Below are 14219 nucleotides of genomic sequence, written 5' to 3' on the forward strand. Positions count from 1 at the left end.
ACATTTATACAAATGAAAAGGGGAGATAGGAATTGAGTATGTATCGCAGCAAAGGAGTGGCCTTCCTTCTGAACTTCTTGCCTGGACTTGGGCATTACTATGCAGGGAAGAAGAAACGGGCCTTGCTGTATGGTCTATTGTTTTTTGGCTGCCTCGGCATGGCTTTTTTGATTGCAGTGACCTCCTTTGATAAGGAGCCTGCTTTATTTTTCGGATTTGTTGCGCTGTTGATCGGGTTCATCAGCATGGTAGATATGATTGTGTTTTTGATCAACACCCCTCGTATCCTAAGCTCTTATGGAAGGCATGTTATGCAATGGGAAAGTGGAGGACATGGTACGGGGATGGGGCTCCATGATACTAGCATGAATGGAATGGGGATGCATGGGGTCGACATGGGACCGATGCCCATAGGAGCTGCTCCGGTCTCTGGCAGCGAGCGCTTTGCTACGATTCTACTGTCATTTATACCGGGACTTGGCCACTTTTATCTTGGGCTGATGCAGCGAGGCCTGTCCTTCTTGATCGCTTTCTTTGGACTTGGTACGGTATTGATCTTTACTGCTGCGATTACCCGTCAGGAGGGGGTTGCCATCTTCCTTGGCCTGCTGCCGATTATCTGGCTGTACTGCATGTTCGATGCTGTTCAAGCTGTGCATCGAAAGCGCCGCGGCGAGGTAGTGGAGGACCGCACGCTGTTTGATGATTATGAGGCTTTTCGCGAGGATGGGCGCAGAAGCAAGATGCTGGCCATGATGCTGTCTGTGCTGCCTGGCGCGGGACATATGTATTTAGGATTGCAAAAAAGAGGCTTGCAGCTTATGGTCGCGTTCTTAGGCGCCATATATGTGTTTGATTTCTTGCGCTTGTCATTCTTTTTCTTTGTTATTCCGCTGATCTGGTGCTTTAGCTTCTTCGATGCACTGCAGCAAATTAGCCGTCTGGGACGTGAGATGCTGTTTGACATTCCGTTGGTGAAATCTTCGACTCTGCATAAGCGCTGGCTTGGTTCTGTGTTGGTTGGGCTTGGCGGCTACTACCTGTTTGTGCGGCTGGTGCTTCCCATATTAGAATATCAGTTCAATATCTCTGTGCACTTCCGCTATCAGATCGAGGAATACTTGCAGACCATGATTATAGCTGTTGTCTTCATTGCGGGAGGCTTGCGCTTGCTGCGCCGTCCTTCTCCCTATGAGTCTTCATCGCTGACTGATCTGCCTATCGATGAACGGCCATATCCTGGCTCGGACGCTATGATGCGCTCAATGCCCTATACTCCTACAAATACGGTCGCATCTGAGAGCGAACGGCATATGCATGCCCCATCAGGGATGCAAGCAGGTTCGAAACCTCCGCTAAAAGCAGTCTCGACTGATGAGTTGCCGGCAGTTGTGACTACCGAAACGAAGGCAGGCATGAAGAGCGGTACGCAGATCGAGGGGAAGGCCAAGAAGAAGATAGGCATTAATAATGAAATGGAAATGCAGGCCAATGATAATGGGCTACAAGCATCCATGAAGAGCAAGACGAAGACAGATTCGGATGATGCGAATACAAGTGGACGTGAAGAATGAGAAGATAGGGATGAATGATGAGTTCCAAGCAGCTACAAAGGTCGAGATAAAGATAGATGTGAAAATGGAAGATAAGCAGATGCGAATACTGAAATAAATGTGGAATAAATATGGATATGCATACAACAGATCGGAATCGGAATCGTTGTAAATGATGCGCGTTGATTGTTTGCATGCGACAGTAAACACAAGTCTAGCAATAGATGACACTATTGATTGAATATCTACATCTTATCCTTCTGGCTGCTGGCCCTCCCTCCTCAGGGAGGGTTTTGTTTGTGATGGAGAAGTTTGGAAGCTCTTATGTAAACGACATATACAAAGATCATACAAAAAGATCGTACAAATGATACGGATTAATTGAAATGGGATCATTAATGGGTCTTATTCTTCGTACCTTCTCGTTAATTGTGTTCCATCCCGTTGTCCCCCATTTTATTCACAAACTTATTTTCAGCCTATTTAATAGCCTATCTAATTGCCTATTTGAATGATTATTTGAACACTCAAACCATGCTTAGAAACACTAGATAAATATTAATTTGGAGAGACAACTTGAATGCCTATTAGGATTTTATATTCATTTGCATGACTATTTTTATTTTGTATATCTATTTTTTACATCTCATTTATATGTATTTTCATTAATATGTCTATCCCAATGTCTATTATATACGGACAATTCTCAATAAATGTCTTTCAAAGGCGAGACATTAAAATAGAAAATGGCATATCCTCTTCAAATTTTAAAAAACAATATATGGACAAAAAATTAGTTAAATACTATATATTGTGCATGATGATGCGGAAATCAGGAAAATTGGATCCCTCTCTAATGTCCTCCTTTGTATGGACAATTCACATGATATTCCACTGATAGAAGACATGAAGCATTAACTGACCCGGAGCTTCCTTTCTCGTAGAGCAGTGCAAGGAACCTGTCAGTTAATTACACATTTATGTTGAGAATGTTCAAGAAAACTTCGGAATGAAAGCATAAGGGTCAAAATATGTATTTTTTGCAATATCGTTATTTTGACGAACGCAGGTTCTAATGGTTAGATAAGGATGGGTGCATGTCACATTGTTGATCGATAACATAAATTTTTTAAGAAAATTCATACCATTGTAAAAATATAGAGATCAAATTCAACAAGGAGGACGAATGAAGAAAGTACTCTCTTATTTAAAACCGTATTATCTCCCAATGACGGTTGCCCTTGCGTTGATGCTGGTGGAGCTCGTCGTGGAATTGATGCAGCCGTTATTCATTGCCAAGGTCATCAACGAGGGGATCATGACAAAAGACCTTGATGCCGTGATGCTGTGGGGGGCTGTAATGCTCGGTCTTACCGCGATTGGATTTGTCAGCGGGATCATTAACTCCTACTTCGCCGCTTATGTCAGTCAGCATTATGGCTTCGATCTGAGAAAAAGCCTGTTTGCGAAGATTCAATCCTTCTCCTTTGCGAACTTTAATCAGTTCCCAACGGCCACCCTCATTACTCGGGTAACGAGCGATGTCACGACGATGCAGAATCTGATGTTTATGGGCATGAGAATTATGCTGAGGGCGCCACTAATGCTGATTGGCGGCCTTGTGATGTCTCTTTTCGTTAACATGAAGCTTGCTTTTATTCTCGTTATTGTATCTCCTATCCTGTTCTTTTTCCTTGTATGGCTGATGCGTACAGGCTTCCGCCACTTCCATGCTGTTCAAGAGCGGCTTGATCATGCCAACAGTGTGCTGCGTGAGAACCTGCTTGGCATGCGCTTAATCAAATCCTTCGTGCGCGACAAGCATGAGGAAGGACGGTTTCTGGATTCTAACCAGCAGCTGATGGACCGAACGGTGAAGGCGCTTCGACTCGTGGAGACCGCCGTCCCTACGCTGACGTTTGTCATGAATGCAAGTATTCTGCTCATCTTATGGTTTGGGCATGAACAGATTGTGGGGCAGGCTGGGACAAATGTGGGCGATGTGGTGGCCATTGTGAACTACACGGCTCGCATGACTGGTGCGCTGTCCATGATCTCTATGATCGTGACCAACATCTCACGAGCTCGGGCATCCGCTCTTCGCATCGAAGAAGTGCTGAACGCCGAGGCGGATATAGTGGAGAAGGAACAGCTTGATCCCAATCAGCTGGTGGCCACAGGCAGTGTTGTGTTTGAAGGCGTGTCATTTCATTATCCCGATCATGCGGTAGCAGTGCTGGAGAATCTGAATTTCGAGATCAAGCAGGGAGAGCGTGTTGCCTTCTTAGGGGCGACCGGCTCTGGCAAAACATCTATGTTCCAGCTCATTCCCCGCTTATATGATGTAAGCGAGGGAAGAGTTCTTGTGGATGGGCAGGATGTGCGCGACCTGTCTCTCGATCGGTTAAGAGGGGCAATTGGCTACGTGCCGCAAGAAGCCCTGCTGTTCTCCGGGACGATAGCGGACAATATCCGCTGGGGGCGGACACAAGCGAGTGATGAGGAGGTTGTGGACGCGGCGAAGCGGGCACAGATCCATGACACGATTATGAAGCTTCCGAAGCAGTATGACACCATTATTGGTCAAAAAGGAGTGAATCTGTCTGGCGGGCAGAAGCAGCGCCTGTCTATTGCAAGAGCGCTTGTCAGACAGCCGAAGGTGCTGCTGCTGGATGACAGCACAAGCGCATTGGATGTGAAGACAGAGGGGCGCCTTCTTCGCTCCTTGCCTACTGATACATGTACGACTCTGCTCATTACTCAGAAGATCAGCACCGCGATGCGTGCAGATCGCGTCGTGCTGCTGGATGATGGCAAGCTGCTTGGCATCGGAACACACGACGAGCTCATGAAGCAGTCGGAGCTGTATCGCCGCATCGCAGAGTCCCAGTTCGGAGAGGAGGCGGTATCCCTTGTCTAGACTGCAAACACAATCAGCGGCGCCTTCTAATGCCGCTTCGGTATCTGCCAGCGGCAAAGGCCATCCTGGAGGCCATCCTCAGGGCAAGAAGAAGCAGAAGCCAAAAGATATGTTCGGCACCTTATTCAAGGTTTGGCGATACTTGTCAGCTTATAAGAGCTCTCTTGCTCTTATTCTGCTGATGGTCATTCTAAGCTCGGGTCTCGGTCTTTTGGGACCATATCTGCTCGGCTACACGATTGACCGGATTGATTATCCAGGTCATTACTCGCTTATTTTCCTGTTGGGCCTGCTCGGTCTCGTCTATCTGCTCGGGTCCATTACCCAGTGGCTGCAAAATATATGGATGATTCGCATTGCGCAAAGCGCAGTATACCGAATGCGCAACGATCTATTCAACAGCATGCATCGTCTGCCTGTTGCTTACTTCTCCAAGCGTCAGCACGGCGAGCTGATGAGCAGACTGACCAATGATATTGATAATGTCAGCCAAACGCTGAACAGCTCCTTTATCCAGCTCTCGTCCAGTATCCTGACCTTTGTCGGCATGCTTGGGCTCATGCTGTGGCTCTCTCCTTTGCTGACTTTGATCACACTGACGATCGTCCCAGCTATGTTCTTTGGCATGAAGTGGATTACGAATCGGACAGGGAAGTACTTCAAGGAGCAGCAGCGCCATCTGGGTGACTTGAACGGATTCATTGAGGAAACCTTTTCTGGACAGAAGATGGTAAAGGCATTCTCACAAGAGCGTCGGGTAACCGAGATGTTCGAGGAGAAGGGAGCGCGTCTGCGCGAGGCTGGCTACTGGGCACAGACGTATTCAGGATTCATCCCGAAGCTGATGAACATGCTCAATAATGCAAGCTTTGCCATCATCGCGGGTGCAGGCGGGGTGATGGCTGTGCATGAGATGATCACGGTTGGTGTCATCGTGACTTTTGCTGAGTATGCGAGACAATTTACCCGACCGCTGAATGATCTTGCCAACCAGTTCAATACATTTCTATCGGCGGTGGCTGGAGCAGAGCGCGTCTTCGAGATTATCGAGGAGGAGCCGGAGGCGAAGGATGAGGCGAATGCTAAGGCCGCATCTATGGTTCGGGGAGAGATTGAGTTCCGGAATGTATCCTTTGCGTATGAAAACGATATTCAGACCGTCTCCGATGTGAGCTTCCATCTGAAGCCTGGCCAGACCGCAGCGCTGGTAGGGCCGACGGGGGCCGGCAAGTCGACGATTATTAATCTCTTGTCGAGATTCTATGACCCTGCAGAAGGCGAGATTCTGCTCGATGGGCTGAATACAAGGGACCTAACACGGGCAAGCCTGCGCCAGCAGATGGCCTTCGTTCAGCAGGACACGTTCTTGTTTCAGCTCTCCATTCGGGAAAATATCCGCTATGGGCGACTGGATGCAACAGATGAAGAGGTGGAGCGGGCGGCGGAGCTCGCCAATGCGCATTCCTTTATTCGCAAGCTTCCGGATGGATACGATACGGTGCTTGATCAAGACGGCAGTGGCATAAGCCAAGGGCAGAAGCAGCTTATTACGATCGCAAGAGCCATTCTGGCCGATCCTGCCATTCTCATTCTCGATGAAGCGACAAGCAGCATCGATACGGTAACGGAGCTTAGAATTCAAGATGCGCTTTACCGACTGATGGAAGGGCGGACGAATATCGTCATCGCTCATCGCTTGAATACCGTTCGCCAGGCAGATGTGATTATTGTATTGGTGGAAGGACAGATTATCGAGAGCGGTTCACATGAGGAGCTCATGGAGCATAAGGGCTTCTATTATGAACTGGTTCAGAGCCAATTCGAACGGGTATCGAGCTAGCTGGCATAAACGCTAACACAAGCACGTGAATGTTGATACATTTAAAAAAGGATCGTTATCAAGAGTTGAAGCAAAGAAAGGGGGCTCTTCGCTGCAAAAATGGCGAAGGAGCCCCTTATTTGTTCGATAGCCTTGCCGCTCTCAATAACCAAGATCTGAAGCTCATGGTCTACATGAATACTTGATGGAAGAAGTTGAAAAGATAAACTGAGACGCGGAATTATATGTAAATTGCGCTCACAAGGCAACCTGAGCCGGAGAGGTAGTTATATGTCTCTCGCGCTTCATGGCTGCTGCAGATACATCTCCCGATATTCATCCTCCAGCATGCTCATGAGGATGGAATCATAGTAGCGATGATTGTAGAAGAGGGCATCGCGTTGAACCCCTTCCTGCTTAAATCCGATCTTCTTGTACACATGGATGGCACGTTCGTTGTAGGCAAATACGTTTAGCTCCACGCGGTGGAGATTGGCGATGCCAAAGGCATAGTCCAGCATGAGGCGAAGGGCTTCACTGCCGTGGCCCTTTCCTTGGTGAGCGTGGTCATGAATGGCAATTCGAATCCCTGCGCTGCGATTCATGCCATTGATGTCCTGCAGTTCAATATCGCCAATGGGTTCATTCGTATCCTTGCGAATAATCCACAGCAGGATGCTGCTTGAATCCAGCCCCTTAGCTTCAAGATGGTGCGTGACCTGATGCTTGGAAAATGCTTCCTTCGTACCTGTAAGGCGGCGAACGTCAGCATTGTAAAGAGTGCCATAATAGGCTTCGCTATCTTCTACTTCGACAGGCCTTAAATATACGTTGTCTCCCTCCAGCCAGCTGTAAGTGTTCTTGGTCGTCATGATGTCTCCTCCTTGGATTGCTTTTATATTGAGCCTGTAGAATGGAATGACATCATGGTAACATGATGCTCCACTCTTTACGATCTGGATGGACGAGAAAAAATGACTATAGCTCTTTTCTACATCTTCTATGACTTGGAGTCTTTCCTGATAGCAGAAGCCGCTGTCTAGTGAATGTTTTGCACCTAGCAGGATAACGGTTCTCTGAAAGGGAAGTATGTGTTTAGGAAATGAGTGTTATCCGTTACATAGATTACCCCGATCGCGCAAGAATAAGAGTATTCTATATCTTATTCCATTGTCAGCGACCAAACCTATCGATGAGGAGGAGAGAATCAACAATGGCTCTCATGACATGCAGTTTCTTTTCCGAGGTCCTCGGGTTCAACACAGAAATAGTAGCGATTATTCCACAGGCTACCCACACACAGGTTGGCCTGCAAGGCAAAGCGAGCAGTGATCGTCATCCGACACTGTTCTTGCTTCATGGACTATCAGATGATCATACGATCTGGCTGCGCCGCACATCGATTGAACGTTATGCAGCTGAGCTTGGGCTTGCGGTCATTATGCCAAATGTACAACGCAGCTTCTATACTGACATGGCATATGGGCCTGATTACTGGTCCTATCTGTCCTTGGAGCTGCCGAGGATTGTAAGAGGCTTCTTTCCACTCTCCGACAAGCGCGAAGACAACTTTGTTGCCGGCTTGTCCATGGGCGGATATGGCGCCTTCAAGTGGGCGCTGTCCTGCCCTGATCAGTTTGCTGCAGCGGCGAGCTTATCGGGTGCGCTCAATATGAATAACGATGAGCACATAGCAAGGTACCCTAAGGATATGCAGCTGATCTTCGGCGGCGAGCCGCTTGCCGGCACGAAGCATGACCTGCTTCATCTGCTGGACGCAGGTGCTGAGCTCAATGGGCCTAAGCCGCTCTTGTATCAATGCTGCGGCACAGAGGATTTCCTATATCAGGACAATCTTGTCTTTCGTGATCATGCTGAGCAATGCTCCTTTGACCTGACTTATCAGGAAGGCCCGGGCAACCATACTTGGGATTACTGGGATGCAAGAATTCAAGATGTGCTGGCATGGCTTCCGCTACAGAATCGGAAATAACGAAGTAATTGGCCATAAGAATTGAGCTGTGCCAGTCTACTTATTACTAGACGGCCATATCGTTTAGGTTAGGTTAGGAATGCGGGTTGGCCCTGTGGGTCGGCTTTATAAGGAATGGCAGTCGTCAAAATGGCTAGGGGTAGAATCGAGATGTATGTTGAGAATGAAAGTGGTAAAGAATCAGCTGCTTCCCTCTTAGCGAGGGAGGCAGCCTTTTCGTATGATCAGGCCAACCACCGGGCTGGCTTATTTTTGTAGTGAAGTCCGAGGGTGTGAAATGCTATTGACTCTGCTCATCCTTGGCTGGCGCAACAGAATCACGAACAATGAGCTCTGCAGGCAGTACCACCTTGCGCCATGGCTGTGCCTCGTGGTCCTTGTTCTGAATGCGCTCGATGAGCGTCTGCATGCCCATATAACCGAATTGATAAGCCTGCTGTGCGGCTACCGTCATGAATGGGGCAATTTCGGAGTACAAGCCGAAGTCATCAAAGCACACAACCGAGATCTGCTCGGGCACTTGAATTTCCTTCTTGCGAAGCATGCGGATAATCTCGATAGCAATCACATTGTTGCCGGCTACGATGGCTGTTGGGCGCGGCTCAAGCTGATCAAACCATGCTTCAAGGGAAGGCAGCACTGGCATATCATTGCCTGTCACCTGCTGGTGCAGCTTGTAGCTGGTTTCAAATACATAATTGTCAGGCATGTGAAGACTGTGCAGAAGCAAGGCTTCTTGATACCCCTGCAGACGCAAGCGCGCACTGGATGCTGTAGACAGACCGTTCACCATCGCAATGTGACGGTGGCCATTGTCGATCAAATGCTCCACCAAGGTGCGGGCACCGCCCTTGCTGTCTCCTAACACAACGTCGCAGTCCATGCCCGGAACCTCGCGGTCGATCAGTACAAAGGGTACCTTATGTCTGCGAAGCTGCTCCAGATGCGGCAGGGATGCATCTCCCGTCGGTGCGACGAGCAGGCCGTCAACGCGTGTGGACAAAATCGTATGAATATAGTCATTTTCCTTCTGCAGGTTCTCATCACTGTTGCCAAACAGCAAGCGGTAGCCGCTGCGGTTGGCGGCGTCTTCTGCTCCCCGGGACAAGGTCGTGTAGAACGGGTTCGTAATATCCGTAATCAGGAGAAACAAAATCTTCGTCTGCTGCAGCACGAGGCTTCTTGCCATCTGGTTCGGCACATAGTTCATTTCTTCCATGATCTTGCGAACCTTGGCCTCGGTCTTTTTGCTGATTTTTCCGGTGTTATTGATAACTCTTGATACAGTCATGGCGGACACATTTGCTTTCTTCGCAATGTCGTATATCGTAACCATAGCGCGGTAGCTCCTTCTATACATGATATAAGTACAAGAGCAGGATGGAAAACGTATAACGACGACCCACCCCGAGTTAAAGCGGTATAATCTCAAAAAAACGAAGTCTATTCTAGCAGCAGCGAGCGTATAAAAATAGAGGGGAATTGGTACTTTCTGGACCCCTTTCCTCTCTGCCGATGCCGATTGCTGCAATACCGATGTTAGAATGGAAACCATTCTATGATTCTCTTATTTTACCCAAGAAAAGATTTGACAGCAAGAGAGGAGATTGGTAGGATGAAGTTATCGGTAACATCTTTTCACATTTTCTCTTTTTTTATACCTTTAATAAAGCGCTTTAATTGTAATGATCTAACATTCCTAAATTGGAGGTATCGTCATGACTTTGGAACAATTCCGCTGGAAAGGCGAATTCCCTAAGATCGGTATTCGCCCAACAATCGATGGTCGCCGCAAAGGCGTCCGTGAATCCCTTGAGGCTCAAACGATGGGGATGGCAACAGCTGTAGCGGAGCTCTTGTCTTCTACGCTTCGTTATCCAAATGGGAAGCCCGTGCAATGCGTGATTGCGGACTCGACAATCGGTGGTGTAGCTGAATCTGCAGCGTGCGCGGAGAAATTTGCACGTGAGGGTGTAGGCGTTTCCATTACGGTAACCCCTTGCTGGTGCTATGGTTCTGAGACTATGGATATGGACCCGTCTATTCCTAAGGCCGTATGGGGATTCAACGGAACAGAGCGTCCAGGCGCGGTATATCTGGCTGCAGTGCTTGCAGCGCATGCGCAGAAGGGCTTGCCAGCATTCGGCATCTACGGCGAGGACGTTCAGGATGCTGCTGATACGTCCATCCCTGAAGATGTAAAGGCGAAGCTGATCGCATTTGCCAAGGCGGGCCTTGCGGTTGCTTACATGAAGGGCAAGTCTTATCTCTCCATGGGTTCTGTGTCAATGGGGATTGCGGGCTCCATCGTTAACGATAACTTCCTTCAAGAGTATCTTGGAATGCGTACCGAATATATTGATATGAGTGAATTCGTTCGCCGCATGGACGAAGGCATCTACGATCCTGAGGAGTTCGAGAAGGCGCTTGCTTGGGTGAAGGATAACTGCAAGGAAGGCGTAGACAACAACCCTGAGGAGATCCAGCAGCCACGAGAGTTGAAGGATCAGAACTGGGAAACGGTTGTCAAAATGACGATGATTGCTCGCGACCTGATGGTGGGCAACCCTCGCTTGGATGAGCTTGGCTTCGGCGAAGAAGCGCAAGGGCACAACGCTGTCGTATCCGGATTCCAAGGACAGCGCCAATGGACAGATCACTTCCCGAATGGCGACTTCATGGAAGCGATGCTGAACTCCTCCTTCGATTGGAACGGCATCCGTGCGCCTTACCTGGTAGCGACAGAGAATGACTTCCTGAATGGCGTCGTCATGCTGTTTGGCAACCTGCTTACCAATACCGCTCAGATCTTTGCTGATGTTCGCACATACTGGAGCAAGGAATCCGTGAAGCGCGTAACAGGCTATGATCTGGAAGGCTATGCGAAGGAAGGCATGCTTCACTTGATCAATTCCGGTTCCGCTACGCTGGACGGCACAGGCGTACAGTCCAAGGATGGCCAGCCTGTCATGAAGCCGTTCTGGGAGATCAGTGAAGAAGAAGCGCAGAAGTGCCTTGATGCCACTTCTTGGCGTCCAGCTTCTGTAGAGTACTTCCGTGGAGGCGGCTATTCCTCCAACTTCTTGACACGCGGTGGCATGCCGATGACGATGGCTCGCTTGAACCTTGTGAAGGGCATTGGTCCTGTTCTGCAAATCGCAGAGGGCTACTCTGTCGATCTGCCGGATGATGTGCATCAAACGCTGAATGACCGCACAGACCCTACATGGCCAACAACATGGTTTGCACCGATCCTGACTGGCGAAGGCGCCTTTACTTCCGTGTACGAAGTCATGAACAACTGGGGAGCGAACCATGGTGCTATCAGCTACGGCCATATCGGTGCCGATCTGATCACGCTTGCTTCGATGCTTCGCATTCCAGTCAACATGCACAATGTGGCGAAGGAGCGCATCTTCCGTCCGAAGGCATGGAGCTTGTTTGGCACGGAGAATCTAGAGGGTGTCGATTATCGCGCTTGCGAGAACTTCGGCCCGCTTTATAAATAAGAAGATGATGTGGCCGCTTGTGCATTGTGCAGAACAAACAAGCGGCCATCTCCCATTTTTCATAAACGGAGGATGTCAGATGAAATCAATGGCTATTCGTAAAGAGCTGTGCAAATACGCAGACAAGATTGTAAAAAATCGTTTGGTTGTAGGACCGGGCGGCAATATCAGCGCGCGTTTTGAAGGAAAAATGTATTTGTCTCCAAGCGGCTTCGCTTTGGATGAAATTGAGCCTGAGCAATGGGTTGAGGTAGATATTAAGACCGGTGAAGTTACGGACAATGGCCTTCGTCCGTCTTCAGAAGTATTAATGCATCTGTACGCTTATCAAGCCAATGATGAAATTCAGGCCATTGTGCACACACATCCGCCGAATTGCATTGCGTTTACTTTGTTGGATGAGGACCTTCCGATCATGTTCCCAGACCAAGCGGCGCTTGTCGGCAGAACGGCTCGTATTCCTTATGTCATGCCAACCGATGAGAAGCTTGCCAATGCTCTTCTTCCTAAGGTGAACGAAGCAAGCTCAATTCTGCTTATGAACCATGGCTTGGTTACAACAGGACGCAACCTTCGTGAAGCGTACTATCGCACGGAAGTCGTCGAAGAGAGCGCAAAGATTTATATTATTGCAAGCTCGATCAAGGAGCCTAAGATTCTGACGGAAGAGGAGTTCCAAGAGATTGCGAACCTCGAAAGTGAGAAATACCGCATCAAGCTGCTGCAGGAGCAGAAGTAATCCTTGTCATTCGTAAGCTTCAATGAAAGGGTGTGAAGGGATGAACGTTATTTCGACGGTACTCGCCTTTGACCTTGGAGCAAGCAGCGGCAGAGCGCTAATCGGCCAGCTCATCGAGGATCAAGGCACACGCAAGCTTCGTGTAGAAGAAATACATCGCTTTCCGAATCAGGCGATTCAGGTGGGCAAGCATCTGCATTGGGACACCCTAAGGCTGTTCCAAGAGATGAAGGAAGGCATCCGCAAGGCTTTCCAAGCGGGATATCGTCCGGAGACGCTGGGCATTGATACCTGGGGGGTCGACTTTGGCCTTCTGGATGCGAATGGAGAAATGATCGGCAACCCTTATCATTATCGGGACCCTCATACGGAAGGTCTGATTGAGGAGCTTAATGAACGGTTCGGTACAGAACGCCTCTACGCAGAAGGCGGCCTGCAATTCATGCCGTTCAACACCATCTATCAATTGACTGCTATGCTGAAGGCGAACTCGCCTAAGCTGGATATGGCGAAGACGCTGCTGCTTACCCCAGACCTTCTCGCTTATTTCTTGACAGGCGAGAAGGTGTGCGAATTCACCATGGCAACCACAACACAGCTGTATCATCCGCTCAAGCAGGAGTGGAATACGGAGCTGATGGATGCGCTTGGCATTCCATCACACCTGTTCCTTGATCCGATTCATCCAGGAACCCGTGTAGGGACCCTGACTGAGGATATTCAGAAGGAGCTGGATGTTCCAGCGATGGACGTCATCGCTGTCGGGACGCATGATACGGAATCTGCGATAGCTGCTGTGCCAGCGAAGTCCGATTCCTTCGCGTACTTAGTGTGCGGCACTTGGTCGCTGCTTGGCACGGAGCAGCAAAAGCCGATTGTCAGCCGCGAGGCGATGGAGCTGTCCTTCTCCAATGAAGGCGGAGTCGGCAATCGCTATCAGCTGCTGAAGAACATTATGGGGCTGTGGATTGTGCAGGAGTGTAAGCGCGACTGGGATGCACAGGGCAAAGTGTTCTCCTTTGCGGAGCTCGCGAAGCTCGCAGAGTCAGCTGCTGGTCTGCAAAGCATCATCAATGCAGATGATGCGCGCTTCTTTGCGCCTGGCGATATGCCGCAGAAGGTACAGAGCTTCTGCCGCGAGACCGGACAGCCGGTGCCGGAGACGGAAGGGGCGATCATTCGCGTCGTGCTCGACAGCTTGGCCCTCTGTTATCGCCATGAGCTGACGCGTACGGAGCGGCTGACGGGACAGTCGTACGAGGGGCTGCATATGGTTGGCGGCGGCATTCAGAATACGCTTCTGTGCCAACTGACGGCCAATGCGCTGCAGCGACCTGTATGGACAGGACCGATCGAAGGCAGTGCCATCGGCAATATGACCGTCCAATGGATGGCGCAAGGCCACTGCAGCAGTCTGGAGGAAGCAAGACAGCTTGTGCTGGACTCGTTCCCGATTGATACGCTTCATCCAGAGGAAGGCGAGCAGTCGAGCTGGGATGCAGCTTATGAGCGCTTCACAGGGCTGCTGCATGCGAAAAGCCAAGTAGCATGCGATGCTTCAAGCTAGCATCAGCTTGAGCTTATAAGGAGCGGTGCAGCTTCGGCACCATCGCATGGTTCGTTGTATAGCTACAGCCTGACGGAGCGCTATTATGACAACCTTGGCCAATCAGGTCGAGCTTCTCT

General features: G+C 49.4%; 9 protein-coding genes. 7 read left to right on the top strand and 2 right to left on the bottom strand.

The genetic code is table 11. The annotated features are described in order from the left end of the window. Positions 1–32 precede the first annotated feature (32 nt). The 3 genes from B9Y93_RS12600 to B9Y93_RS12610 all read left to right on the top strand — a co-directional run bounded on the left by B9Y93_RS12600 (position 33) and on the right by B9Y93_RS12610 (position 6313). Complete coding sequence (locus B9Y93_RS12600) at positions 33–1574, top strand: hypothetical protein (protein ID WP_342351860.1); 1542 nt, start codon at positions 33–35, stop codon at positions 1572–1574. A 1165-nt stretch (positions 1575–2739) separates the two neighbouring features. After that, positions 2740–4473: an ABC transporter ATP-binding protein gene (locus B9Y93_RS12605; RefSeq protein ID WP_085494772.1), complete on the top strand. Its 1734-nt coding sequence runs from the start codon at positions 2740–2742 to the stop codon at positions 4471–4473. A 109-nt stretch (positions 4474–4582) separates the two neighbouring features. Then, positions 4583–6313, top strand: coding sequence for an ABC transporter ATP-binding protein (locus B9Y93_RS12610; RefSeq protein ID WP_085495134.1), 1731 nt, complete (start codon positions 4583–4585; stop codon positions 6311–6313). A 284-nt stretch (positions 6314–6597) separates the two neighbouring features. On the opposite strand, the gene B9Y93_RS12615 is transcribed toward B9Y93_RS12610, so the two are convergent. Next, on the bottom strand, positions 6598–7164 hold the full coding sequence (locus tag B9Y93_RS12615) for a GNAT family N-acetyltransferase (protein ID WP_085494773.1): 567 nt from the start codon (positions 7162–7164) through the stop codon (positions 6598–6600). 341 nt (positions 7165–7505) lie between these two features. Here B9Y93_RS12615 and B9Y93_RS12620 point away from each other — a divergent pair, with 341 nt between their 5' ends. Then, positions 7506–8285, top strand: coding sequence for an alpha/beta hydrolase (locus B9Y93_RS12620; protein WP_085494774.1), 780 nt, complete (start codon positions 7506–7508; stop codon positions 8283–8285). 280 nt (positions 8286–8565) lie between these two features. Here B9Y93_RS12620 and B9Y93_RS12625 read toward each other — a convergent pair whose 3' ends face one another. Beyond that, complete coding sequence (locus tag B9Y93_RS12625; RefSeq protein WP_085494775.1) at positions 8566–9621, bottom strand: LacI family DNA-binding transcriptional regulator; 1056 nt, start codon at positions 9619–9621, stop codon at positions 8566–8568. Between the two features lie 382 nt (positions 9622–10003). On the opposite strand from B9Y93_RS12625, the gene B9Y93_RS12630 reads away from it, so the two are divergent. The 3 genes from B9Y93_RS12630 to B9Y93_RS12640 all read left to right on the top strand — a co-directional run bounded on the left by B9Y93_RS12630 (position 10004) and on the right by B9Y93_RS12640 (position 14100). Further along, positions 10004–11794: an L-fucose isomerase gene (locus tag B9Y93_RS12630; protein WP_085494776.1), complete on the top strand. Its 1791-nt coding sequence runs from the start codon at positions 10004–10006 to the stop codon at positions 11792–11794. A gap of 79 nt (positions 11795–11873) precedes the next feature. After that, on the top strand, positions 11874–12533 hold the full coding sequence (locus B9Y93_RS12635; protein WP_085494777.1) for a class II aldolase/adducin family protein: 660 nt from the start codon (positions 11874–11876) through the stop codon (positions 12531–12533). 40 nt (positions 12534–12573) lie between these two features. Continuing rightward, positions 12574–14100 carry a rhamnulokinase gene (locus tag B9Y93_RS12640; RefSeq protein WP_085494778.1) on the top strand — a complete coding sequence of 509 codons (1527 nt, stop codon included), beginning with the start codon at positions 12574–12576 and terminating at the stop codon, positions 14098–14100. Positions 14101–14219 lie beyond the last annotated feature (119 nt).

Source organism: Paenibacillus aquistagni (genome assembly GCF_900177815.1).
Classification (GTDB): domain Bacteria; phylum Bacillota; class Bacilli; order Paenibacillales; family Paenibacillaceae; genus Paenibacillus_B; species Paenibacillus_B aquistagni.

Bases quoted from the DNA above. Each gene is read 5' to 3' on its own strand.
- B9Y93_RS12630 (WP_085494776.1), top strand. From the start codon at position 10,004: ATGACTTTGGAACAATTCCGCTGGAAAGGCGAATTCCCTAAGATCGGT.
- B9Y93_RS12615 (WP_085494773.1), bottom strand. From the start codon at position 7,164: ATGACGACCAAGAACACTTACAGCTGGCTGGAGGGAGACAACGTATAT.
- B9Y93_RS12620 (WP_085494774.1), top strand. From the start codon at position 7,506: ATGGCTCTCATGACATGCAGTTTCTTTTCCGAGGTCCTCGGGTTCAAC.
- B9Y93_RS12605 (WP_085494772.1), top strand. From the start codon at position 2,740: ATGAAGAAAGTACTCTCTTATTTAAAACCGTATTATCTCCCAATGACG.
- B9Y93_RS12625 (WP_085494775.1), bottom strand. From the start codon at position 9,621: ATGGTTACGATATACGACATTGCGAAGAAAGCAAATGTGTCCGCCATG.
- B9Y93_RS12635 (WP_085494777.1), top strand. From the start codon at position 11,874: ATGAAATCAATGGCTATTCGTAAAGAGCTGTGCAAATACGCAGACAAG.
- B9Y93_RS12640 (WP_085494778.1), top strand. From the start codon at position 12,574: ATGAACGTTATTTCGACGGTACTCGCCTTTGACCTTGGAGCAAGCAGC.
- B9Y93_RS12610 (WP_085495134.1), top strand. From the start codon at position 4,583: ATGTTCGGCACCTTATTCAAGGTTTGGCGATACTTGTCAGCTTATAAG.